The organism is Micromonospora sp. NPDC005257, from assembly GCF_042872445.1.
Taxonomy (GTDB): Bacteria; Actinomycetota; Actinomycetes; order Mycobacteriales; family Micromonosporaceae; genus Micromonospora.
The window spans coordinates 34,560-57,351 of the sequence record NZ_JBIAKL010000018.1 but is presented as its reverse complement, the minus strand read 5'-3'; the positions used below and the strand labels follow the sequence as shown (position 1 = coordinate 57,351).

The window sequence follows — 22,792 nt, the reverse complement described above, 5'->3', positions numbered from 1 at the left end:
AAACCGAGTTTGATCAATGACGCGCATCGACTAGCGTGCCCAGGCGTGAAAACCAACCGGATCTTCCCGATCCTCCTGACCTGTGCCGTGCTGGGCCTCGCCGCGTGCGGCGACGAGGCGCCCACGACCACGGCCGGGCCGGCGGCCACCTCGGCCTCCGCCGTACCCTCCACGGCGGCGCCCTCGCCCTCGGCGGCCGCCATGAGCGACAAGGAACTCTGCACCGCCGCCGAAAAGATCAACAAAGAGATGCGGGCGAAGCTCATGACGGTCGTGCAGACGGGCGGCGACCTGACGAAGCAGACCGCCGAGATCCTGACCGAACTCGGTGACCGGGTGACCGAGCTGGCCGGGACCGCCGGGGCCGGCAAGGCGGCCACCGCCCTGAAGGAGTTCGGCGCGGAGGCCGGCAAGGCGGGCTCGGCCGCCGACCCGGGCACCGCCGCCGACAACCCCGCCATGGAGAAGGCCAGCAAGGACATCAACGCCGCCTGCAAGACCGCCGGCGCAGCGACCACCTTCTGACACCCGCACCCGGGTCGTCCGTCCGGCGCGTGCCGGACGGACGACCGACCGCCTCAGCTGCCGGTGACCCAGTTCCAGGCGGAGACCACCCACTCGGTCTGCTGGAGGTACGCCACACCCACGCCGGCCAGGAACAACGCGGTGACCAGGTGAGCGCCCTTGGCGCTGCGGCGCACCCGGCCGAACTGCCGCTCCAGGACCAGCCGGCCGAGCAGCCGGGCCAACGCGAACAGGCCGACCGCGGTGAGCAGGCTGAGCACGAACGTGAGCAGCGGGGCGACCAGGTTGCCCCGGCCGGAGATCGCCCAGATGCCCCAGCACACGAACGCGAACAGGGCGCCGGCGGCGCTCAGCTCACCGCCCTTGCGCGCCTGCGCCAGGTGCCAGCTCATCGGCCGGCGCGGCGCCGGCTCGGCCGCCCAGTCGCCGTGCTCGACGGTGGGGAACTGCTCGGTGCGGGGCGTACGCGGGGCGCGCGGCTGACCGACCGCGGCCACCCCGCGCTGGAACGCGTCCCGCTGCGGGGGCACCACCCCCGGCTGGGGCGGCACCTCCACGGTGCGCTCGGCCCACGGCTGTGTCTGGTCCGCCATCTTCCGTCCTCCCCCTCGACCGGTTCCGGCCTCCGCTCCGAGGGTAGCCAGCCCGCAAATAGGGTGCCGACCCCCATCACGGTGCGATACACACGTTCCGTGACTGACGTGCTGGTATCCCGGGCCGAGGACTTCGACGACATCGCGGCGCTGCTGGCGCTCGCCTTCCACGGCGACCTGGACCCCGACGTGCAGGCGCTGGAACGCCCGATCTTCGAGCCGGACCGGTCGCTGCTGGTCCGCGACGGCGGCACGGCCGTGGCGCACGCCAGCGCGTTCAGCCGCGAGCTCGCCGTGCCGGGCGCGGACGTGCCGGCCGCGCACGTGACGATGGTCGCGGTGGCGCCGACACACCGGCGGCGCGGCCTGCTCACCATGCTGATGCGCCGCCAGCTGCGCGACGTCCGCGACGCCGGCCGGGAACCGGTCGCGGTGCTCTGGGCCAGCGAGGGACGCATCTACCCCCGGTTCGGCTACGGGTCGGCGGCCCCGCGGTACGTGCTGTCCGCGGACACCACCGGGCTGCGCCTGCCCGCCCCGGCGTCCACCGAGGGCAGGCTACGACTGGACCGTCCGGACGCGTACCGCGACGAGCTGGCCCGGCTGTACGAGCGGGTCCGCGCCGGGCGTCCCGGCTGGTCCCGGCGCGACGAGCGCTGGTGGTCGTACCTGCTGGCGGACCTCAAGGCGCACCGGGGCGGCGCCACCGAGCGCCGGGTGCTGCTGCACGAGGGCGCCGACGGCCCCGACGGGTACGCGCTCTACCGGACGAAGGACAGCTCGACGGCCACCGGACCGCAGGCCGAGGTGCAGGTCGGCGAGGTGGTGGCGGCGACGCCGGAGGCGTACACGGCGCTGTGGCGGCTGCTGCTCTCGGTCGATCTGACCCGCCGGCTGTCGTTCCCGATCGCGGCCCTGGACGAGCCGCTGCTGCGGCTGGTGGACGAGCCCCGTCAGCTCTCCCCGCAGCTCGCCGACGCGCTCTGGGTACGGGTGGTTGACGTGCCGGCCGCGCTGGCCGCCCGGCGCTACGCCACCGACGTCGACGTGGTGATCGAGGTCACCGACGAGCTGCTGGAGAACACCGGCCGCTGGCGGCTGGTCGGCGGACGCGACGGCGCGCAGTGCACGCCCACCACCGCCCCGGCCGGGCTGGCATGTGACGTACGCGCTCTCGGTGAGCTGTACCTCGGCGGCGCGAACCCGTACGCGCTGGCCGCCGCCGGCCGCGTCCAGGAGCTGATCCCCGACACCCTGACCACGCTCACCCCCGCCTTCACCTGGCACCGCACCCCCTCCCCCATGGAGGTCTTCTAACCCTCGCCCCGGCCCTCACCCGGTTCCGCGGGCGGACGCGGTGCGCTCGATCAGGGCGTGGGGGCGGTACGGTCGGGAGATGGGTGAGGCGGAGCGACGGCGACGGCGGCTGCGGCATCACGGCGAGGGCGGCGCCCCGGCTGACGCCCCCGCCCCCGGCACCGCTCCCGGCAGCGGCGACACCGCCGAGGCAACCACTGCCAGCACCGCACCCGTACACGATGAGGTGGCGCCCCGGCCCGCGCGCGGTGGACGGCCGGGCGAGCCGGAGCCCCGCGGTCGCCGCGCCGCGCCCGCCGAGGAGGGCGAGCGCGGGCTGCGCGGGCTGGTCGGCTCCGGCTCGTCGCAGGTGAGCGTGACGGCCGCGCTGCGGGCACGCGACGCCGCCCGCCCCAGCGAGGAGGACCTCGCCGAGGCCGAGCGGCGGGTGGTGCTCATCCGCCGTAACTGGGTGCCGCGCGAGGAACTGCCCCGCAACGGGCGCTGAGCCCGCGGAGGTCCGCTCAGGCAGGCAGCTCGGGCAGCTTGCGGCTCTGCTCGTAGGCGGCCACCTGCTCGATGCGCCGGCTGTGCCGGGGGTTGCCGGAGAACGGCGTGGTCAGGAACGCCTCGACCAGCGCGGTCGCCTCGTCGAGCGTGTGCTGCCGGGCGCCGATCGCGACGACGTTGGCGTCGTTGTGCTCGCGGGCGAGCTGGGCGGTGTCGACGTTCCAGGCGAGCGCGGCCCGGACGCCCGCCACCTTGTTCGAGGCGATCTGCTCGCCGTTGCCGGAGCCGCCGATCACCACGCCGAGGCTGCCCGGGTCACCGGCCACCCGGTCGCCGGTGTGCAGGCAGAACGCCGGGTAGTCGTCGTCCGGGTCGAAGACGTGCGGGCCCACGTCGACCACCTCGTAGCCCTGCTTGGCCAGGTGGTTGGTGAGGTGCACCTTCAACTCGAAACCGGCGTGGTCGGATCCCAGGTAGACGCGCATACCGCGCAGTCTGACAGGCCCGCCTCCGGGCCGGCGCGCGGGCGGCGACCCGGAGGCGGTTCGTCACACGGTCAGTGCGGCAGCTCGGCCACCACCAGGCCGGCCCGCGCCTTCGGGGTGAACCAGGTGCTCTTGCGCGGCATCTTCTCCCGGGCCAGGTTCACCGCGACGAAGTCGTCCACGGTCACCGGCGCGACGAGCACCGCCAGCTCGGCCCGGCCGGCGTCGACCTCACCGACGAGCCAGCTCGCCGGGTAGTCGCCGCCCACGTACGTGATCCGCTTGTCGCCCGGGTCGAGACCCAGGGCCTCGCGCAGCAGCAGGCGCTCGACGAGCGCGTGGTCGAGGTTCTCCAGCCGGCCGGCGCCGACGTGCGGCAGCGTCACCGCGTATCCCCGGCCACCGAGGTGGAGGTGCACGACGCCGCCGGTGGCCGGCACGTCGACCGGCCCGTCCGCCGGGGTGACCTCCGCGCCCGCTGCGCGCAGCCGGTCGAGCAGCTCGTCCGGGGTGGCGGTCAGCTCGCTGACCAGCCGGTTGTAGGGCTGGATGGCGACCGACGCGGGCGTGGTGATCACCGAGAGGAAGCGCGGGAACCCACCGGTCTGCGCGGCCAGGCTGCGGTGGTTGCCGTCCGCCACCACCAGCTCCCCGCCACCGGCCAGCGCGGTCAGCTCGTCCTGTGCCGCACCCGGGCCCAGCAGCCAGATCGCATGGGTACGACCGGACTGGTCGACGTCGGTCGCGGCGGGCGCCCCGGCCGCCTCGGTCGCCGCCGCGAGCGCGGCGTGCAGCTCGTCGCCCCGGCCGGTCTGGAGCAGGAGTACGGGCGAGAGCAGGTGACCGAGCGCCTCGGCCAGGGCGACGCGCTCGCGCACCTTGGCGATGAACACGTCCTCGTTGCGGATCACCAGGCCCGGCTCGTCGGCGCGGGTGGAGATCTGGTCGGTGTCGACCATGGCCCACAGCCCGTACGCGCTCTCCTCGCCCGGCGCGCTGATCCGGTAGAGCACCACCACCTGCTCGGCCGGCGTGTAGCTGCCGTCCGCCTTCGCCTCGGCCAGGCGCGCCACCGCGTCGGGCAGCGCGTCGAGGAAGGACTTCCCGAGGCTGCCGGGCGCCCGGTGGGGCATCTCGATGCCCAGGGCGCTGTGCGGATTCGCCTCGACGATGGAGGTGATCTCCGCGTCGTCGGCGAACTCGTCGTAGTTCTGCGCGCCGGTGCCGCCAGTGGTGATCCAGGCCCGGGCGATCGGATGCACGACCGTCATGTCCGCTGACGCTACCCGGGCCCCGATCGCCGCCGCCGTCCGACTCACCCGCTTACCACCAGGTGACAGCGCCGGGCCCCGGGCCGCTCAGGCGGTGGGGTTGCGGTGCCGGCCCGGAGCGGGACGGCGGGTCGGCGGGGCGGTGCGGGAGCCGGCGTTGAGGCGTACCGTCGTCGCACCGACGGCGGCCGGGTGGGCGGCGGCACCGGGCCGCGACGGCGCGCGGCCGGGGCGGCCGGGCTCGACCGGCGGCGTCATCCGCGAGGTGGCCACGACCCGGGCCACGCCGACCACGATCGGCGGGGCCAGCAGGTCGGCCACCTCCGCCGGGCCGGCCGGCCAGTCGCCTTCGGTCACCGACCAGTACGTCGCACCGGGGTCCTCGGTCGCCTGCTGCGGCGCGTCGTCGGACATGCGGCGGTGCTTGGCCATGGGAACGCCTCCAGGAGCTGCCGTGGTACGGCCCCGCACGGGCCGTCGGCTGGGACACCCGGTGAAACGAGCCCCGCACCGGCCCGGTGACGGGCGGTGCGGGGCTCGGGGCGGATCGCCGCGAGGGCGCGGGGGTTGCCAGAGGGCCCTTGCCCACCCCTCAGTCGAAGACGGGGCCCTGCTCGCGGGTGCGCTTCAGCTCGTAGAAGCCGGGGGTGGCGGAGACCAGCAGCACGCCGTCCCAGAGGCGGCCGGCCGCCTCGCCCTTCGGCGCCGGGGTGATCACCGGGCCGAAGAAGGCGACCTGCCCGCCGTCCGGACCCGGCGCGTGGATCACCGGGGTGCCCACGTCGGTGCCGACCGGCCGCATGCCCGCCTCGTGACTGGCGCGCAGCGCGTCGTCGTACTGGGTGGAATCGGCCGCGTCGGCGAGCGCCGGGTCCAGGCCGACGTCGGTGAGCGCGCCCACGATCATCTCCCGGCCCAGCTCCTCCTGGCGGAGGTGGATGCGGTTGCCCATCGCGGTGTAGAGCTTCGCCAGCGCCTCGGCGCCGTGCGCCTGCTCGACGGCGATGCACACCCGCACCGGGCCCCAGCCCTTGACCATCAGGTCCTGGTACTCCTCCGGCAGTTCCCGGCCGTCGTTGAGCACGGACAGGCTCATCACGTGGAAACGGATGTCCACGTCCCGGACCTGCTCGACCTCCAGCAGCCAACGGGAGGTGATCCACGCCCACGGGCACAGCGGGTCGAACCACATGTCCGCGGTGACACGTTCGGTCACTGTGACTTCCCTTCACGACATCGCCGCGCCGGGACCCGGCGCGATCACCTTCGATCCTCACCCGTACCGCACCGACCGGTACCGGAATGAGAGCGTGACCTCGACCACCGGGAGCGGTCCGTACATGGAAGACTCGGTTCGCAGCGCGCCGTCACGAGCGGCCGGGCGATAACCGGCGCCACGGGGCGCGGCGAGACGAGCGGGATGGAGACGAACAGTGCCGGGAGTGCGCAACCTGACCCAGGTCGAGGCTACCGAGCGGGCCCGCCTGCTCGAGGTGACCGGGTACGACATCAGCCTTGACCTGTCGACCGCGGTGCAGCCCACCGGTCGCACGTTCCGCTCGGTGACCGAGGTCCGGTTCCGCTGCGCCGAGCCGGGAGCGACCACGTTCATCGAGACCGCTGCCGAATCGGTGCGCTCGGCCACGCTCAACGGCGAGCCGGTCGACCTGTCCGGCTGGTCCGCCGAGAAGGGACTCACCCTCAGCGGCCTGGCCGCCGAGAACGTGCTGGTGGTCGACGCCGACTTCGGCTACTCCAACAGCGGGCAGGGCCTGCACCGCACCGTCGACCCGGTGGACGGCGAGACCTACCTCTACAGCCAGTTCGAGACCGCTGACGCGCAGAAGGTCTACGCCTGCTTCGACCAGCCCGACCTGAAGAGCGTCTACACCTGGCACGCCACCGTCCCGGAGCACTGGCGGGTCGTGTCGAACATGCCGGTGGCGCGCGAGGAGGCCGCCGGTGAGGGTCTGAAGACGGTGCACTTCACCGTCTCGGAGCGGATGAGCACCTACATCACCGCGCTCTGCGCCGGGCCGTACCACGAGGTGCGCCGCACCCACGACGGCATCGACATGGGCTACTTCTGCCGGGCCAGCATGGCTCCCCACATGGACGCCGACGACCTGCACCTGATCACCACGCAGGGCTTCGACTTCTTCCAGGAGAAGTTCGGCGTGCGCTACCCGCTGCCCAAGTACGACCAGCTCTGGGTGCCGGACTTCAACGCCGGCGCGATGGAGAACTTCGGCTGCGTCACGCACGCCGAGTCGCACTACATCTTCCGCTCGCAGGTCACCGACTTCGAGTACGAGCAGCGTGCCAACACGATCCTGCACGAGCTGGCGCACATGTGGTTCGGTGACCTGGTCACCATGCGCTGGTGGAACGACCTGTGGCTGAACGAGTCGTTCGCCGAGTGGGCCAGCCACTGGTGCAACACGCACGCCACCCGGTTCAACGACGCGTGGACCACGTTCCTGTCGATCCGCAAGAACTGGGGTTACCGGCAGGACCAGCTCTCCTCCACCCACCCCGTCTACTGCGAGATGCCGGACCTGGAGGCCGTCGAGGTCAACTTCGACGGCATCACGTACGCCAAGGGCGCGAGCGTGCTCAAGCAGCTCGTCGCGTACGTGGGCGAGGAACCGTTCCTGGCCGGCCTGCGCGCCTACTTCGGCAAGTACGCCTGGGGCAACGCCACCTTCGACGACCTGCTGTCCGAGTTGGAGGCGGCCTCCGGCCGGGAGCTGCGCAAGTTCGCCGCCCAGTGGCTGGAGACCGCGCAGGTCAACACGCTGCGCCCGGAGGTGACCATCGGCGCCGACGGCACGTACGAGCGGGTGGTGGTCCGGCAGGAGGCGCCGTCGGGCTACCCGACGCTGCGTACCCACCGCATCGGCGTGGGCCTGTACGACCTGACCGACGGCCGGCTGGTACGCCGGGAGCTGATCGAGACGGACGTGACCGGCGAACTGACCGAGCTGTCCGAGCTGCACGGCAGGCCCGCGGCGGACGTGCTGCTGCTGAACGACGAGGACCACACCTACGCCAAGCTGCGGCTGGACGAGCGGTCCATGGCCACCGTGGTGCAGCACATCGCCGGCTTCGACTCGTCGCTGGCCCGGGCGCTGTGCTGGACCGCCGCCTGGGACATGACCCGCGACGCGGAGCTGTCGGCCCGCGACTACGTGGCGCTGGTGCTGGCCGGGGTGACCGCCGAGACGGACATCAACCTCATCACCGCCACGCTGCGGCAGGCGACCACCGCGCTCACCTTCTACGCCGACCCGGCGTGGGCGCCGACCGGCTGGGCCGACCTGGCCCGTACCGCGCGGACCGCGCTGGCGGCGGCCGAGCCGGGCAGCGGCTTCCAGCTCGCCTGGGCCCGCGCGTACGCCTCCTCGGCCCGCTCCGGCGAGGACCTGGCCACGCTGCGCGGCTGGCTGGACGGCAACGGGGTGCCGGAAGGGCTGACCGTCGACACCGAGCTGCGCTGGACGGTGCTCCAGTCGCTGGTCGCCAACGGCGCGGCGGGCGCCGCCGACGTGGACGCGGAGCTGGCCGGCGACCGTACCGCCAGCGGCGAGCGGGAGGCCGCGTACGCGCACGCGCTGGTGCCGACCGTCGAGAACAAGGCGGCGGTGTGGGCGCTGCTCACCGGCCCGGACGCGCTGCCCAACTGGCGCAACCGGGCGCTGCTGCAGGGCTTCACCCACCCGGCGCAGGTCGAGCTGACCGCGCCTTACCGGGAGCGGTACTTCGCCACGGTGGACCAGGTGTGGGCGCAGCGCGACAGCGAGCCGGCGCAGGAGTTCGTGCAGCTCGCCTACCCGGCGTACCTGGTCGAGGAGGACACCGTCGCGGCCACCGACGCGTGGCTGGCCCAGGACGGGCGGCCGGCGTCGTTGCGGCGGCTGGTGGCCGAGGGCCGCGACGGCGTGGTCCGCGCGCTGACGGCCCGGGAGCGGGACGCGCGCACCGCCTGAGTGAGGCATGCCGGCCGGGGCCGGTGCGGGTGGCAGCCCGCGCCGGCCCCGGCTCGGGACCACGAGAAAGCCCGGCCCTGCGTACGCAGGGCCGGGCTTCGTCGTGTGCGGTGGATCAGCCCTTGCCGGCGTGGCTGGCGAGCTGGTCGAGGCCCTGGATGATGCCGCCGGTCAGGTCGCCGCCGCCGAAGGAGGCCACCATGGAGAGCGCGGCCAGCTTGGCGTACGTGTCCGGGATGCGCTTGCGCGCGTACTTGCCGGTGACGATCTCCAGCTGCCGCTGGTTGGGCGACACCGCGATCAGCACCGAGCGGTCCGGCTCACCGAGCTGCCGGTGCAGCCGCTCGGCGTGCTCCCGGATCGGCTCGTCGAGGCCGCCGACGAACACCGAGAAGACGAGGCCGGTGCCCTTGTCGGCGAGGCGCAGCGCCTCGTCGATACGGAGTAGCTGACGGGTCGAGAACGGGCCGTCCAGCACCGCGGGCGGGGTGGCCGTCCCCGTCGTGGTCCGCGCTTCACCAACGGTCACTTGCGCCTCCGGTTCCAGCGGCCGGCGCCTCCCGGCCGGCCTGCTCCTGCTTGCGGCTGGTCAACGCCGGCGCCTGCGCCCCGGCGGCCAGCGCCGTGCCGGCCGAGTCGGCCAGTTGCTCCGGACGGCTCAGGAACCAGACCGGAGTGAAGTCGAAGGGCCGGCCCGGCCGGTAGCGCTTCGCGCCGCCACCGTTGCCACGGCTGCTGGCGGCCGCCAGGGCGGCGATCAGCAGCACCGCGGCGGCCGGGATGCCGACGAAGACCACCAACGTCTCGGTAACAGACAATCCCAACGCCCCCAGGCGGAAAGAGAGACCAGGAATGGCGGGTCGGTTGGCCGGTCAGGACCGGTCGCGCCCCACCTCGGTTGTGATGTTCACGTTAGCGGAGTCGGCGGCCCGCCAGATTGCGGGGTGCTGATCCCATCCGTCACTCCAGTGCTCCAGCTGCGCGGCAGCCGCAAGCAACGTCGCGTCGTCGCCGTAGCGGCCGGTGAGCAGCACCCCCACCGGAAGCCCGTCGGCGGTCCGTCCGACCGGCAGGGAAACGGACGGATCGCCCGTGACGTTGAAGACCGCACAGTACGGCGAGAAGCGCCGCTGCCCGTCGAAGTCCGCTGCCGGTTCGAGGGCGGCGAACGCCCCCACCGGCGCCTGCGGGGCGGCGAGCGTCGGGCAGAGCAGCAGGTCACAACCGGCGGTACGGCGTACGCCACGGCGTACCTCTGCCTGGAGTTCGCCGAGCGCGGCCATCAGCCGGGCCGCGCCGAGCGCCTCGCCGCGTTCGCGCAGGAACCGGGTCAGCGGCAGCAGGTCACCCGCCCGCCCGGCCGGGACGGGGGTGACCGCCAGCGCGTACCAGACGGTCTCGAACAGCGGCCACGCCTCGGGGCCGAGTGGCGCGGGGACGTCGACCACCTCGTGGCCGGCGTCGGTGAGCAGCGCGGCGGTCCGGTCGACGGCGGCTGTGCAATCCGGGTGGACCGGTTCGTCGGCGAGCATCGGCGTGGTGAAACGGCCGACGCGCAGCCGGCCGGGGCCGGCGAAACGGGCGGCGCGGGTGACGCCGAGGTAGCCACCGACGGGCGCGGCCGGCGGCAGGTACGGCTCGCCGGGCACCGGCCGCGCGAGCACGTCGAGCAGCGCCGCCACGTCGGCGACGGTACGGCCGATCGGCCCGTTCACCGGCAGCCCGAAGCCGCCGAAGCCGAGCGGCCCGCCGGAGACCGTGCCCCGGCTCGGTTTGTAGCCGACCAGGCCGCAGAGCGAGGCCGGGATGCGCAGCGACCCGCCGCCGTCGGAGCCCTGCGCCACCGGGACCAGGCCGGCGGCGACAGCTGCCGCCGCGCCGCCGCTGGATCCACCAGCCGTGTACGCGAGGTTCCACGGGTTGCGGGCCGGTGGCGCCACCAGCCCTTCGGAGTAGAGCGAGCAGCCGAGTTCGGAGGTGGTGGTCTTGCCGAGGCTGACCAGACCGGCGTCGGCCAGGAGGCGGACCACGTCGGCGTCGACAGGTGGGACGAAGTCGGCGAAGGCGGCCGAGCCGAAGGTGGTGCGTACCCCGGCGGTGAGTGTGAGGTCCTTGATCGCGGTCGGCACCCCGTGCAGGGGGCCGCGTTCCTCCGCCGCGACGGCGTCGGCGGCGCGGGCGGCGGTCCGGGCCCGTTCGGCGGTGACTGTGACGAACGCGCCGACCGTGTCGCCGAGCGCTTCGACCCGGCGCAGGTGGTGCTCGACGAGTTCCAGGCTGGACAGCTCACCCCGGCGGATCGCGGCGGCCTGTTCCAGCGCGGTCAGGTCGTGCGGCTCGGCCATGCCGCCCATCCTGCCGGTCCGGCGGCCGGACGGCCGGGCGACACGTCCGACCGGCGGCGGCCGGTCCATATCCGGGGTGGCCCGTTCGCGATCACCCAGACCACCGTCTCCGCGTCGAGCGTCAGCGGCTTCCGCGGCGGCACGATCTACTACCCGACGAGCACCGCCGAGGGCACGTTCGGCGCAACCGGCTGGCGGTGATGGGGCACTCGATGGGACACCTGCCCGCACTCCTGAGCAGCGCCGGGTGCGTCCGTCGGCACTAGGGAGACGACGGACGCACCCGCGCCGGTCTTCAGCGCCGGCCGAGGAACCGCAGCGCGTTGCCGCCGAGCAGCGCGTCCCGCTGCGCGTCGGTGAGGAAGTCCGCCCGGTGCACCACCTGGCCGACCGGCCGCTCCCCCAGCGGGTACGGGTAGTCGCTGCCGAGCAGCACCCGCTCGGCGCCCATGGTGTCCACCAGCAGCCGCAGCGCGGCCGGTTCGAAGACCACCGAATCGACGTGGAACCGGTCGACGTAGGAGCTGGGTGGCGCGCTGGACGCGCCGCGTACCAGGTCGCCGCGGCGGTGCCAGGCGTTGTCGGCGCGGCCCAGCCAGAACGGGAAGCTGCCGCCGCCGTGCGCGAAGCAGATCCGCAGCGTCTCCGGCACCCGGTCGAACACGCCGCCGAGGATCAGCGCGAGCACCGACAGGTGCGTCTCGGCCGGCATCCCGGTCAGCCAGCGGGCCATCCACCGGTCCAGCCGAGGGCCGCCGGGCATGTCCCACGGGTGCACGAACACCGGCGCGCCCACCTCGGCGCAGTGGGTCAGGAACTGCACGATGCCCGCGTCGTCCAGATCCCGGTCGCCGACGTGGTTGCCGATCTCCACTCCGGCGTGCCCGGCCGCCAGGCAGCGGTCCAGCTCGGCGCAGGCCGCGTCCGGGTCCTGCAACGGCACCTGGCAGAACGGCACCAGCCGGTCGCCGCCGGCCGCGGTGACCTCCAGCGTGAGGTCGTTGAAGATCCGGGCCACCTTGACCGCCTGGTCGGCCGGGCGGTCGTAGCTGAAGAACACCGGGGTGGGCGAGACGACCTGCACGTCCACGCCGTCGGCGTCCATGTCGGCGAGCCGGGCCGGCGCGTCCCAGCACTGCCCGCCGATCGGGCGGAACTCCGTTTCCCCCACCATGATCATGGCGGCGCGCTCGGAGTCCACCCGCAGCCAGGGCCAGCCGGACCCGCCGCACGCCGCGGCGAGGTCCGGCCACCCCTTCGGTACGACGTGCGTGTGCACGTCCACGACCGGCACGCGTCAGCCCTTGCCCGGGTGCAGCGCGCCGCAGTTGTCGCAGGTGCGGGCCTTCTCGTCGGCGTAGAACGCGGCGAAGACCGGGGGCAGGTCGGCGGCGATGTCGCGGACCTGCAACTCCACCTCGTGCACCTTGTGGTGGCACTCGGCGCAGTACCACTGGAACTTCTCCAGCGTGCCCTCCTCGCGGACCCGCTCGATCACCATGCCGATCGACCCGGCCTCGGGACGCTGCGGCGAGTGCGGGGTGTTGCGCGGCAGCATCCACATCTGCCCCTCGCGCACGTGCACCGTACGCGGGCCCTCGGGCAGCATCAGGTTGATGTGCATGTTGCCCTTGACCTGGTAGAAGAACTCCTCGTACGGGTCGACGTGGAAGTCCGTGCGCTGGTTCGGGCCGCCGACCACCATGACGATGAAGTCGTCGCTGCCGGGCAGCATCTCCCTGTTGCCCACCGGGGGCTTGAGCAGGTGCTGGTTCTCGCCGATCCAGCCGGAGAAGCTGAACGGCTCGGCGATCTCACTCATGGGAACCTCCCGACGGAAGTAGGGCGACGGCCTGCATCTCGATCAGCAGATGCGGGTGCGGAAGCTGGTGCACGGCGACAGTGGTCCGGGTGGGGCCGGTGGCGTCGAAGAACTCCGCCCACACCTCGTTGTAGCCGCCGAAATCGTTCATGTTGACCAGGTAGCTGGTGACCTGCACCAGGTCGCTCAGCTCGGCGCCGACCGAGCGGAGCAGGTCGCGGATGTTCTCCACCACGGCCCGGGTCTGCTCCCGGATGTCGAGGTCGGTGGTGCCGAGCTCGTCCACCGACACCCCGGCGAACGTGTTGTCCGGCCGGCGCGACGACGTACCGGAGACGAAGACGAACCCGCCGGCCACCTTGACGTGCGGGAACGCTCCCCGCGGCACGGCCTTCCCGGCCACCACGCGGGCGGTCGCCGGGCCGCTTTCCGTTCGCGACTGCGGGGCTCGCAGACCCGGCTCACTCCTCGCGCTCACGAGACAGCCTTCAGGGAGGCGGAACCCAGCTTCTCCACAGTGGCGCGCACGTGCGCCCCCGGACGCAGCGGCACCGCCGCGGTGGCCGCGCCGGCCAGGAACACCCAGCCCTTGCGCAGCCGCACGCCGTGCCGGCCGGCCAGCCGCAGCCCCTCGTCCAGCGCGCGACGCGGGTCGCCGAGGATCGCCGCGGTCGAGCCGACCTGCGCCACCCGACCGTCGATCTCCAGCAGCACGCCGAGGTTGTCCAGCCCGTCCGGCACCGGCGACCACGGCCCGACGACGAACGCGGCGGCCGAGGTGTTGTCGGCGATCACGTCCGGCAGCGAGAAGGTGAAGTTCGCGTACCGGGAGTCGATCAGCTCGATCGCCGGGGCGACCGCGCGCACGGCCCGCGTGAACGAGCCGACCGGTTCGCCCGGGTCGGGCAGCCGGTCCAGCAGGAACGCCACCTCCGGCTCGACCCGGGGGTGGATGAAGTCGCCCACGTCCACCGCGCCGCCGTCCGGCACCCGCATCACGTCGGTCAGCCGGCCCCAGATCACCTCGTCCACGCCGACCTGGGCCATCTTGGCCTTGCTGGTCAGCCCCATCTTGAGCCCGACCAGCCGCTCACCCCGGTCGAGGCGGCGCTTCACCAGCGCGGTCTGCACCGCGTATGCGGCGTCGACGTCGAGCCCGGTCTCGGCCGCGAGCTGCGGGATCGCGGTGGCGTCGTCGGCCGCCGCACCCAGCTTCTCCGCGATACCGGCGATGTCCGGCCCGATCATGCTGTGCCACCTTTCGTTCGCGACTGCGGGGCTCGCAAACCCGGCTCACTCCTCGCGCTCACCGGGTCTCCTTAGCCGCCAGGTCCAGTGCCACGTCCACGATCATGTCCTCCTGGCCGCCGACCATCCGGCGGCGGCCCAGCTCGACCAGGATCGAGCGGACGTCCACGCCGTACTTGGCCGAGGCCCGCTCGGCATGGCGCAGGAAGCTGGAGTAGACGCCCGCGTACCCCAGGGAGAGCGTCTCCCGGTCGACCTGGACCGGCCGGTCCTGCAACGGGCGGACCAGGTCGTCGGCGGCGTCCATCAGCGCGAACACGTCGCAGCCGTGCTTCCAGCCGTGCAGCTCGGCGACCGCGACGAAGACCTCCAGCGGCGCGTTGCCCGCGCCCGCGCCCATGCCGGCCAGCGACGCGTCCACCCGGACGGTCCGCCCGGACGGCGAGCCGAGCGGGCCGTCGCCGAGGATCCGGCCGTGCTCGACCGCCAGCACGCTGTTCGCCACACCCAGCGACAGGTTGTGGTGCGCGTGGATGCCGATCTGCGTCTCCGGTTCCAGCACCTGCCGGTACGCGTCGACGCGCTGCGCCACGTCCGACATCAGCAGCCGCCCGCCGGAGTCGGTGACGTAGACGCAGTGCGCGCCGTACGACTCCATGAGCTTTGCCTGCGCGGCCAGCCCGGCCGGGTCGTTGAGGTGCGACATCATCAGGAACCCGGAGACGTCCATGCCGTTCTCCCGGGCCCAGGCGATGTGCTGGGCGGAGATGTCCGCCTCGGTGCAGTGCGTGGCGATCCGTACGCTCGTCACGCCCAGCGCCTTCGCCGCCTTCAGGTCGGCGATGGTGCCGATGCCCGGCAGCAGCAGCGTGGTGAGCCGCGCGGTGGTCAGCACCTCGGCGGCGGCGGCGATCCAGTCCGCGTCTGCGGCCGCGCCGTGCCCGTAGTTGACGCTGGACCCGGCCAGGCCGTCGCCGTGGGCCACCTCGACCGCTGCCACACCGGCCGCGTCGAGCGCGGCGGCGATGGTACGCACCTCATCGACCGTGTAGCGGTGCCCGATGGCGTGCATGCCGTCGCGCAGCGTCACGTCCTGGATGTAGAGGTCGGTCATCGCGCACTCACCTCCGTCGCGCGCAGCGCCACCAGCCGCTCCGCGGTACGCAGCGCGGCCGACGTCATGATGTCCAGGTTCCCGGCGTACGCGGGCAGGTAGTGCCCGGCGCCGGAGACCTCCAGGAACACCGACACCTGCAGGCCGGTGAAGTGCCGGCCGAGCACCGGCGCGTACGTGTCCACCCGGTCGAACTGCACGTCCTGCTTGAGCCGGTAGCCGGGCACGTACTCCTGCACGGCCTTGACCATGTCGGCCACCGAGGCGGCGATCGCGCCCCGGTCGGCGTCGGCGTCCGGGCACAGGCAGTAGACCGTGTCGCGCATGAGCAGCGGCGGATCGGCCGGGTTCAGCACGATGATGGCCTTGCCGCGCTCGGCGCCGCCGACCACCTCGATGGCGCGGGCGGTGGTCTCGGTGAACTCGTCGATGTTGGCCCGGGTGCCCGGACCGGCCGACTTCGAGGCGATCGAGGCGACGATCTCCCCGTACGCCACCGGGGTGACCCGGCCGACCGCGTGCACGATCGGCACCGTCGCCTGCCCGCCGCAGGTCACCATGTTGACGTTCGGCTCGCCCAGGTGCTCGTCGAGGTTCACCGGCGGCACCACGTACGGGCCGATCGCGGCCGGCGTCAGGTCGACGACGGTGCGGCCGTGTGCCCGCAGCACCTCGTCGTGACGCTTGTGCGCGCCCGCCGAGGTGGCGTCGAAGACCAGCTGGACGTCGGCGAACTCGGGCAGCGCGACGAGGCCGTCGACGCCCTCGGCGGTGGTGGTCACGCCGAGCCGGCGGGCCCGGGCCAGACCGTCCGAGGCCGGGTCGATGCCGGCCATCGCCACCATGCGCAGGCTCTCACTGAGCCGCAGCACCTTGATCATCAGGTCGGTGCCGATGTTGCCCGACCCGAGCACCGCCACTCCGACGCTCATGCCGGCCCTCCGCTGCGCTGCGTGCCGCCATGAGGCTCAACGGCCCTGTATCGATGATTCGCTCGCTGACGCTCGCTCATGCCGGCCCTCCGCTGCGCTGCGTGCCGCCATGAGGCTCAACGGCCCTGTATCGATGATTCGCTCGCTGACGCTCGCTCATGAGGTTCCCTCCGAGGAGAAACAGGTACGCACCGAGCCGAGCCCGGAGATGCGCGCCTCGTACGCGGCGCCGGGCGTGACCGGCACCATCGGGCCGAGCGCGCCGGAGAGCACCACGTCGCCCGCGCGCAACGGGTCACCTGCGCGGGCCATCGTGGCGGCCAGCCACTGCAACGCGTGCAGCGGATTGCCCAGGCAGGCCGCGCCCGCGCCGACCGAGACCGGCTCACCGGCGTGCTCCAGCACCATGCCGCACAGCCGCAGGTCCACGTCGGCGAGCCGGCGGGGCGCGGTGCCGAGCACGAACAGCCCGCTGGAGGCGTTGTCCGCCACCGTGTCGACGATGGAGATGTCCCAGTCGGCGATCCGCGAGTCGACGATCTCGATGGCCGGCAGCACGTGATCCACCGACCGGATCAGGTCGACAGTGGTGACCCGCTCGTCCGGCAGGTCCGCGCCGAGCACGAAGGCGATCTCCGCCTCCACCCGCGGCTGGAGCAGCCGGTCGATGGGCACCTCGACGCCGTCGCCGACGGCCATGTCGTCGAAGAGCACCCCGAAGTCGGGCTGGAAGACGCCGAAGCTCTCCTGCACGGTCCGCGAGGTCAGGCCGATCTTCGCGCCGACGCGGCGGTGCCCCTTGCCCAGCCGTTGCCGCGTGTAGACCTGCTGCACCTGGTACGCGGCCTCGATGTCGCCCTCGGGCAGCAGCCGGCCGCGCAGCGGCGGGCAGGGTTTCCCCTCCTGCCGGGCCACTGCGAGTTCCCGGTTGGCGGCCTCGATGTCCACGGTCATGGCGGCTCCTCGCTTACGTCGCTGCGGATTCCGGCCATTCTTCCCACCACGCGCGCTCATTGGAGGTCCACACAGACGTTTGTCAGTTCCGAGTAGAAGTCGAGCGAGTGCACGCCGCCCTCGCGGCCCACTCCCGACGCCTTCACCCCGCCGAACGGGGTACGCAGGTCGCGCAGGAACCAGGTGTTCACCCAGACGATGCCCGCGTCGAGCCGGACGCCGGCCCGGTGCGCCCGGCCCACATCCCGCGTCCACACCGTCGCGGCCAGGCCGTAGGCGGTGCCGTTCGCCAGCGCGTACGCCTCGTCCTCGTCGTCGAACGGCGCGACGTGCACCACCGGCCCGAAGATCTCCTCCTGGTTGGTGCGGGCGTCCGCACCGAGCCCGGTGAGCACAGTCGACTGCACGTACGCCCCGCCGTCGCGGGCGTCGCCGAAGCGCGGCACGCCACCCCCGGCGCGCACCTCGGCGCCCTCGGTGCGGGCCAGCGCGTAGTGACCGAGCACCTTGTCCCGGTGGCCGTGCGAGATGAGCGGCATGTTCGCCGTCGCCTCGTCAGCCGGCCAGCCGTACGCCAACTCGTCGGCTCGCTCGGCCAGCCGCGCGGTGAACTCCTCGAACACCGGCCGCTGCACGTAGATGCGCTCGGTGCACAGGCACACCTGGCCGCCGTTCGTGAAGCTGGACCGCACCGAACCGGCGACCGCCGCGTCCAGGTCGGCGTCGGCGAACACCAGGCCGGCGTTCTTGCCGCCCAGCTCGAAGCTGACCGCCTTCACCCCGTCGGCGGCGGCGCGCATGATCGCGCTGCCGGTGGCCGACTCGCCGGTGAACGTGATCGCGTCCACGCCCGGGTGCCGGGTCAGGTGCTCGCCGGCCGAACCGGGCCCGAAGCCGTGCACCAGGTTGAACACGCCGTCCGGCACGCCCGCCGCGGCCATCACCTCGGCCAGCAGTGTGGCCGAGGCGGGAGTTTCCTCGCTGGGCTTGACCACCACGGCGTTGCCGCAGGCCAGGGCCGGGGCGACCTTCCAGGTGAGCAGCAGCAGCGGCAGGTTCCACGGCACGATGACCGCCACCACGCCGACCGGCTTGCGGACCGCGTAGTTGAGCGCCCGGCCACCGGCCGGGGTGACTGTGGTGAACGACTCGGTCGGCGCTGTCGCCACGATCTCGGCGAACGCCCGGAAGTTGGCCGCGCCGCGCGGGATGTCGAGCGTACGGGCCTGCGAGATGGACTTGCCGGTGTCCGCCACCTCGGCGGCGACCAGGTCGTCGAAGCGCCGTTCCAACTCGTCGGCGACCCGGCGGAGCACCTCGGCGCGTTCCCGCTCGCCCATCCGGCCCCACGGGCCGCGCAGCGCCGCCCGCGCCGCGTCGACCGCGTCGTCCACTGTCGACTGCGACGCCTCGACCACCTCGAACACCGGCTCGCCGGTGACCGGGCTGCGCTTGGTGAACCGGGCGCCGGCGTCGACGAACTCACCGCCGACGAAGTTGCGCAGCAGGCCGGGGCCGTCCGGCGCGTGCCCGGTCATCAGCCGGGGATCCCAGAGCGTCATCGCCGCCGCCCCAGCGCCGCACGGACACCACCGGCAAGCAGCGCGACCGCGCCGGCCGCGACCGCGCCGACCACCGCGTACTGCGCGCGCACCCGGCGGCGCACCTGCGCGTACGGGGTGGTGGAGAAGGAGACCAGCTCGTACTGGGAGACGTAGCGGCCGGGCAGCGCGCGTTCCAGCGCGTGCTCGACCTGCTTGCGGGTGCGGAACACCGGTGAGGCGACCTTGTCCCGCATCTCCACGAAGTTCGCCAGCGCCATCCGGGCGATCGCCTCCGCGTTGTCCTGGCGGCGGTGCTGGAACAGCGGCAGCGCGGCGGCCCACTCGTCGTCGCACTCGTCGAGGCAGCGGTCCAGCTCGACCACGTCCTCGAACGCGCAGTTCGCGCCCTGGCCGTAGAACGGCACGATGGCGTGCGCGGCGTCGCCGATCAGGCCGACCGTCCCGGCCACCTGCCACGGCGTGCAGCGCACCGTGCCGAGCACGCCGACCGGGTTGTGCTGGTAGTCGTCGACCAGGTTCGGCGCGAGCGGGACCAGGTCCGGGTAGTGGGTGGCGAAGAACTGCTCGATCGCCGCCGGGCTGCTCAGCGACGCGAAGCTGCGGGTGCCGTGGGTGGGCCAGAACAGCGTGCAGGTGAAGGAGCGGTCCGGGTTCGGCAGCGCGATCATCATCGAGGTGCCGCGCGGCCAGATGTGCAGCGCACCCGGGTCGAGCGCGAACTCCCCGCCCAGCGGCGGGATGGTCAGCTCCTTGTAGCCGTAGTCGAGGAAGTCCAGGCTCTCGGTCAGGCCGCCGTACGCGAGCAGTTGCCCGCGCACCGCGGAGCCGGCGCCGTCGGCGCCGAGGACGACCGAGGCGGTGGCGGTGACCTTGCCCTGCGGCGTCTCGAACGTCATCTCGCCGCCGAGCGGGTCGAGGCCGACCAGCCGGTGGTCGAACGCGACGCGCACGTTCGGCAGCGCGGCGGCGGCGTCGAGCAGCGCGTTGTTCAGCGCGCCCCGGCTGATCGAGTTGATCGCCCGGTCCCCGGAGCCGCTGTACGACTGGAACTCCGGCTCGCCCTCGACCGGGTGGATCATGCGGCCGCGCATCGGCAGCGCGTCCGCCATCACCTCGTCCTCCAGGCCGATGCGGCGCAGCGCGTCCAGGCCGCGCTCGGACAGCGCCAGGTTGATCGACCGGCCCCGCTCGACAATGCCGGTACGCGGGTCGGGCCGCCGCTCGTAGAGGGCCACCGGGTAGCCGCGCCGGGCCAGGTAGCAGGCCAGCAGGCAGCCGGCCAGCCCGGCGCCGACCACCGCGATCTCGTCGCGCTCCCTCATGCGCCTGCCTTCCGTTCGCGACTGTGGGGCTCCCAGAACCGGCTCACTCCTCGCGCTCACGACCCCTCCTCAAACGTTGCCGCCAGCGCCTCGGCGACCCGCCAGCAGTCGTGGTACGTGGAGTAGAGCGGCACCGGGGCGAACCGGACGATGTCCGGCTCCCGGGCGTCCGCGACCACGCCGTGCTCGTGCCGCAGCCGCTTGGTCAGCTCGTTGGCGCTACCCACGCCGATGCGCACCGAGAGCTGGCAACCACGGCGGGCCGGGTCACGCGGGGTGACCACTGTGAGCGGGCGGCCGGGCGTCACCTCGTCCAGCAGCTGCTCCAGCCAGGCGGTCAGCCGCAGGCTGCGCTCGCGCAGCGCCGGCATGCCGACGGAGTCGAACAGCTCCAGCGAGGTCCGCACCGGGCCCATCGCGAAGATCGGCGGATTGGAGATCTGCCACGCCTCGACGGTGGCCGGCGGGCGGGACACCGGAGTCATCTCGAACCGGGTGGCCGCCGCGGTGCTCCACCAGCCCTCGAAGCGCTGGATCGACGGGTCGCCGAGGTGCCGCTCGTGGACGAAGACGCCACCCAGGGCGCCCGGCCCGGAGTTGAGGTACTTGTACGAGCACCAGGCCGCGAAGTCGACGTCCCAGTCGTGCAGCGCCAGCGGCACGTTGCCGGCGGCGTGCGCCAGGTCCCAGCCGACCACGGCGCCCGCGGCGCGGCCGGCGGCGGTGATGGCCGGGATGTCCATCAGCTCGCCGGTCAGGTAGTTCACGCCGCCGAGCATCAGCAGCGCCACCGTGTGCCCCTCGCGGGCCAGGAAGTCCAGCACGTCCTCGGTGCCGAGCGTGTCGGAGCCGGGGCGCGGCTTGAGGCGTACCACTGTGGTGTCCGGGTCCAGGCCGTGGAAGCGGGCCTGGCTGCGCACCGCGTAGCTGTCCGAGGGGAACGCGCTGTCCTCGATGACGATGCGGGTGCGCTCGCCGGCCGGCCGGTAGAAGCTGACCATCAGCAGGTGCAGGTTGACGGTGAGGGAGTTCATCACCACTGTCTCCGCGGGCAGCGCGCCGACCAGGCGGGCGGCCGGTGCGGTCAGCAGCTCGTGGTACGGCAGCCAGGGCCGCTCCGACTCCAGGTGCCCCTCCACGCCGAGGCGCTGCCAGGCGTCCAGGTCGGCGAGGAGTTCGTCCCGGGTGGCCCGGGGTTGCAGGCCCAGCGAGTTGCCGGCGAGGTACGCGGTGTCGGGGTAGCGCCCGCCGTCGGCCGGCGGGATGTGGAACAGGTGCCGGTGGCCGGGGTCGGCGTCGTCGCGGCGGAGGGCTTCGTTCTCGGGGGTGTGCATGCTGTTCTCTCTCGTCACATCGCGGTGCGGGCCGACCACAGCTCCGGGAAGACCACCCGGGCCATGCTGCGCTGCAACCATGCCAGGCCGGCGGAGCCGCCGCTGCCGACCTTGGCGCCCATGGTGCGCTGGACGGCCTTGACGTGGTTCCACCGCCAGTCGCCGAACTCCTCGGCGATCTCGGTCAGCGCGTCACCGAGCAGGCGCAGGTGGTTGTCCGGGCCGTTGTCGCCGTAGATCCGGACCCAGGCCGCCTCGATCGCGGGGTGCGCCTCGTGCTCGGCGTTCACGTCCCGGGACAGCAGCTCGGCGGGCACGTCGAAGCCCTTGCGGGCCAGCAGCGCCACCACCTCGTCCCAGAGACTCGGGGTGGCCAGCGCGGCGGTCAGCTCGTCGTACACCTCGGTCTGCCGGCGGAACGGGCGGATCAGCGCCCGGTCGCGCAGGCCGAGCAGGAACTCCAGTTGCCGGTACATGGCGGACTGGAAGCCGGAGCCCTCGCCGAGCCGGTCGCGGAAGCCGTTGAAGTCGGCCGGGCTCATCCAGCGCAGGCCGTGCCAGGCGGCGTTGAGGCCCTCCAGGTGCAGGGCGGCGCGGCGCAGCGGGGGCAGGGCCTCCCAGATCCGGTCCTCGCGCAGCTCGCGCTTGGCGTGCCGCAGCTCGTGGCAGGTCAGGCCGAAGTACAGCTCCATGATCTGGCTGATCATCAGGAAGGACATCTCGCCCGGGTCGTCGCTGAGCGGCTCCTGGAGCCGGTGCAGCGTGCTGGCCCGTACGTACGCGTCGTACGGCACGCGGTCGGCGAACTCCAGCGTCGGCTCGCCGCCGTTGCGCGCCGCCCGAGCCGCCCGTTCCTGGGGGGTTACCGGGCGCACCGCCGTCGTCTGTTCCACAGTCATTCTCCGTCCGTGCGCGGGGTAGACGTCATGATCCCGCTGGTGGGCGGCCGAATGGAATGCCTGTTCAACGGCGGTATGGTGGTATCACTTGGCGAACCGAAACCATCTCGCGTCACCCTCTTTACGGAAGGAAGGTCCGCGCGTGGACGACATGGACTGGGCGCTGCTGCGCGAGCTCCAGGCCGACGCCCGGCTGTCGTACAGCGAACTGTCCCGCCGGGTCCACCTGTCGCCGCCCGCAGTCGCCGAACGGGTCCGCCGGCTGGAGGAGGCCGGCGTGATCACCGGCTACCACGCCCACGTCGACCTCACCCGGGCCGGGCGCACGGTGCTCGCGCTGATCCGGATGTCCTGCTATGGCGCGCGCTGCATCCTCAACGACCCGGACGTCGCGGGCTGGCCGGAGATCATGGAGATCCACCGGATCACCGGGGACGCGTGCAGCATGCTCAAGGTCGCCGCGACCAACATGGGCGAGTTCGAGGAGGTCATCGACCGCCTCGCCCCGTACGGGCAGCCGTCCAGCACGATGGTGCTCTCCACTCCGCTGGCCTGGCGCCCCGTGGTCAAGGCGCCCCGTTAGCTTCC

25 protein-coding genes are annotated in these 22,792 nt (G+C 73.0%); 6 read left to right on the top strand and 19 right to left on the bottom strand.

What is annotated here, in order from left to right; translation table 11 throughout:
• Nucleotides 1–45: 45 nt before the first annotated feature.
• Nucleotides 46–525, top strand: coding sequence for a hypothetical protein (locus tag ACFYO8_RS28195; protein WP_354870852.1), 480 nt, complete (start codon nt 46–48; stop codon nt 523–525).
• A 53-nt stretch (nt 526–578) separates the two neighbouring features.
• Here the strand turns inward: ACFYO8_RS28195 and ACFYO8_RS28190 are convergent, their stop codons facing one another.
• Entirely contained in the window at nt 579–1,118 is a 540-nt protein-coding gene (locus ACFYO8_RS28190; RefSeq protein WP_354870855.1) for a hypothetical protein, read from the bottom strand.
• A 99-nt stretch (nt 1,119–1,217) separates the two neighbouring features.
• Here ACFYO8_RS28190 and ACFYO8_RS28185 point away from each other — a divergent pair, with 99 nt between their 5' ends.
• The gene (locus tag ACFYO8_RS28185; RefSeq protein ID WP_387257754.1) at nt 1,218–2,435 is read left to right on the top strand and encodes a GNAT family N-acetyltransferase; all 1,218 of its coding nucleotides are present in this window, start codon (nt 1,218–1,220) and stop codon (nt 2,433–2,435) included.
• A gap of 79 nt (nt 2,436–2,514) precedes the next feature.
• Nucleotides 2,515–2,922: a hypothetical protein gene (locus ACFYO8_RS28180; protein ID WP_354870860.1), complete on the top strand. Its 408-nt coding sequence runs from the start codon at nt 2,515–2,517 to the stop codon at nt 2,920–2,922.
• A 16-nt stretch (nt 2,923–2,938) separates the two neighbouring features.
• Here ACFYO8_RS28180 and ACFYO8_RS28175 read toward each other — a convergent pair whose 3' ends face one another.
• The 4 genes from ACFYO8_RS28175 to ACFYO8_RS28160 all read right to left on the bottom strand — a co-directional run bounded on the left by ACFYO8_RS28175 (nt 2,939) and on the right by ACFYO8_RS28160 (nt 5,896).
• The gene (locus tag ACFYO8_RS28175) at nt 2,939–3,409 is read right to left on the bottom strand and encodes a ribose-5-phosphate isomerase (protein WP_354870862.1); all 471 of its coding nucleotides are present in this window, start codon (nt 3,407–3,409) and stop codon (nt 2,939–2,941) included.
• A gap of 71 nt (nt 3,410–3,480) precedes the next feature.
• Nucleotides 3,481–4,680 carry a DUF1015 family protein gene (locus ACFYO8_RS28170; RefSeq protein ID WP_354870865.1) on the bottom strand — a complete coding sequence of 400 codons (1,200 nt, stop codon included), beginning with the start codon at nt 4,678–4,680 and terminating at the stop codon, nt 3,481–3,483.
• A gap of 87 nt (nt 4,681–4,767) precedes the next feature.
• Nucleotides 4,768–5,094: a hypothetical protein gene (locus ACFYO8_RS28165; RefSeq protein WP_355015049.1), complete on the bottom strand. Its 327-nt coding sequence runs from the start codon at nt 5,092–5,094 to the stop codon at nt 4,768–4,770.
• A gap of 178 nt (nt 5,095–5,272) precedes the next feature.
• A complete protein-coding gene (locus ACFYO8_RS28160; protein ID WP_354870870.1) occupies nt 5,273–5,896 on the bottom strand; it encodes a disulfide bond formation protein DsbA in 624 nt (207 codons plus the stop codon).
• Nucleotides 5,897–6,122: 226 nt separating this feature from the next.
• On the opposite strand from ACFYO8_RS28160, the gene pepN reads away from it, so the two are divergent.
• Nucleotides 6,123–8,669, top strand: coding sequence for an aminopeptidase N (gene pepN / locus ACFYO8_RS28155; protein ID WP_354870872.1), 2,547 nt, complete (start codon nt 6,123–6,125; stop codon nt 8,667–8,669).
• Between the two features lie 115 nt (nt 8,670–8,784).
• On the opposite strand, the gene ACFYO8_RS28150 is transcribed toward pepN, so the two are convergent.
• From ACFYO8_RS28150 to ACFYO8_RS28140, 3 genes are all read right to left on the bottom strand, one after another.
• Nucleotides 8,785–9,198 (bottom strand): DUF5130 family protein, encoded by a 414-nt coding sequence (locus ACFYO8_RS28150; RefSeq protein WP_354870874.1) that lies wholly within the window; start codon nt 9,196–9,198, stop codon nt 8,785–8,787.
• Entirely contained in the window at nt 9,185–9,469 is a 285-nt protein-coding gene (locus ACFYO8_RS28145; RefSeq protein ID WP_354871245.1) for a hypothetical protein, read from the bottom strand. The genes ACFYO8_RS28150 and ACFYO8_RS28145 overlap by 14 nt, the downstream gene beginning before the upstream one ends.
• 72 nt (nt 9,470–9,541) lie before the next feature.
• Nucleotides 9,542–11,014 carry an amidase gene (locus tag ACFYO8_RS28140; protein ID WP_354870876.1) on the bottom strand — a complete coding sequence of 491 codons (1,473 nt, stop codon included), beginning with the start codon at nt 11,012–11,014 and terminating at the stop codon, nt 9,542–9,544.
• Here ACFYO8_RS28140 and ACFYO8_RS28135 point away from each other — a divergent pair.
• On the top strand, nt 11,000–11,215 hold the full coding sequence (locus ACFYO8_RS28135; protein ID WP_387257752.1) for a hypothetical protein: 216 nt from the start codon (nt 11,000–11,002) through the stop codon (nt 11,213–11,215). The two genes, ACFYO8_RS28140 and ACFYO8_RS28135, sit on opposite strands and share 15 nt — an antisense overlap.
• 94 nt (nt 11,216–11,309) lie before the next feature.
• Here ACFYO8_RS28135 and ACFYO8_RS28130 read toward each other — a convergent pair whose 3' ends face one another.
• The 11 genes from ACFYO8_RS28130 to ACFYO8_RS28080 form a co-directional block, all read right to left on the bottom strand.
• Complete coding sequence (locus ACFYO8_RS28130) at nt 11,310–12,308, bottom strand: amidohydrolase family protein (protein ID WP_354870879.1); 999 nt, start codon at nt 12,306–12,308, stop codon at nt 11,310–11,312.
• 3 nt (nt 12,309–12,311) lie between these two features.
• Nucleotides 12,312–12,836, bottom strand: coding sequence for a 3-hydroxyanthranilate 3,4-dioxygenase (locus ACFYO8_RS28125; protein WP_354870882.1), 525 nt, complete (start codon nt 12,834–12,836; stop codon nt 12,312–12,314).
• A complete protein-coding gene (locus ACFYO8_RS28120; protein WP_354871248.1) occupies nt 12,829–13,290 on the bottom strand; it encodes a RidA family protein in 462 nt (153 codons plus the stop codon). The genes ACFYO8_RS28125 and ACFYO8_RS28120 overlap by 8 nt, the downstream gene beginning before the upstream one ends.
• A gap of 20 nt (nt 13,291–13,310) precedes the next feature.
• Nucleotides 13,311–14,084, bottom strand: a complete 774-nt coding sequence (locus ACFYO8_RS28115; RefSeq protein ID WP_354870884.1) for a 4-oxalocrotonate decarboxylase — start codon at nt 14,082–14,084, stop codon at nt 13,311–13,313.
• A 58-nt stretch (nt 14,085–14,142) separates the two neighbouring features.
• A complete protein-coding gene (gene dmpG, locus ACFYO8_RS28110) occupies nt 14,143–15,198 on the bottom strand; it encodes a 4-hydroxy-2-oxovalerate aldolase (RefSeq protein ID WP_354870886.1) in 1,056 nt (351 codons plus the stop codon).
• Nucleotides 15,195–16,130 (bottom strand): acetaldehyde dehydrogenase (acetylating), encoded by a 936-nt coding sequence (locus ACFYO8_RS28105; protein ID WP_354870887.1) that lies wholly within the window; start codon nt 16,128–16,130, stop codon nt 15,195–15,197. Before ACFYO8_RS28105 ends, dmpG begins: the two co-directional genes overlap by 4 nt.
• Nucleotides 16,131–16,286: 156 nt before the next feature.
• Entirely contained in the window at nt 16,287–17,084 is a 798-nt protein-coding gene (locus ACFYO8_RS28100) for a fumarylacetoacetate hydrolase family protein (protein WP_354870890.1), read from the bottom strand.
• 56 nt (nt 17,085–17,140) lie between these two features.
• Nucleotides 17,141–18,622, bottom strand: a complete 1,482-nt coding sequence (locus ACFYO8_RS28095) for a 2-hydroxymuconic semialdehyde dehydrogenase (protein WP_354871251.1) — start codon at nt 18,620–18,622, stop codon at nt 17,141–17,143.
• Between the two features lie 20 nt (nt 18,623–18,642).
• Complete coding sequence (locus ACFYO8_RS28090; protein ID WP_354870893.1) at nt 18,643–19,971, bottom strand: NAD(P)/FAD-dependent oxidoreductase; 1,329 nt, start codon at nt 19,969–19,971, stop codon at nt 18,643–18,645.
• Nucleotides 19,972–20,027: 56 nt separating this feature from the next.
• Complete coding sequence (kynU, locus tag ACFYO8_RS28085; protein WP_354870895.1) at nt 20,028–21,305, bottom strand: kynureninase; 1,278 nt, start codon at nt 21,303–21,305, stop codon at nt 20,028–20,030.
• A 14-nt stretch (nt 21,306–21,319) separates the two neighbouring features.
• A complete protein-coding gene (locus ACFYO8_RS28080) occupies nt 21,320–22,204 on the bottom strand; it encodes a tryptophan 2,3-dioxygenase (RefSeq protein WP_387257750.1) in 885 nt (294 codons plus the stop codon).
• A gap of 142 nt (nt 22,205–22,346) precedes the next feature.
• On the opposite strand from ACFYO8_RS28080, the gene ACFYO8_RS28075 reads away from it, so the two are divergent.
• Entirely contained in the window at nt 22,347–22,787 is a 441-nt protein-coding gene (locus tag ACFYO8_RS28075; RefSeq protein WP_387257749.1) for an Lrp/AsnC family transcriptional regulator, read from the top strand.
• Nucleotides 22,788–22,792 lie beyond the last annotated feature (5 nt).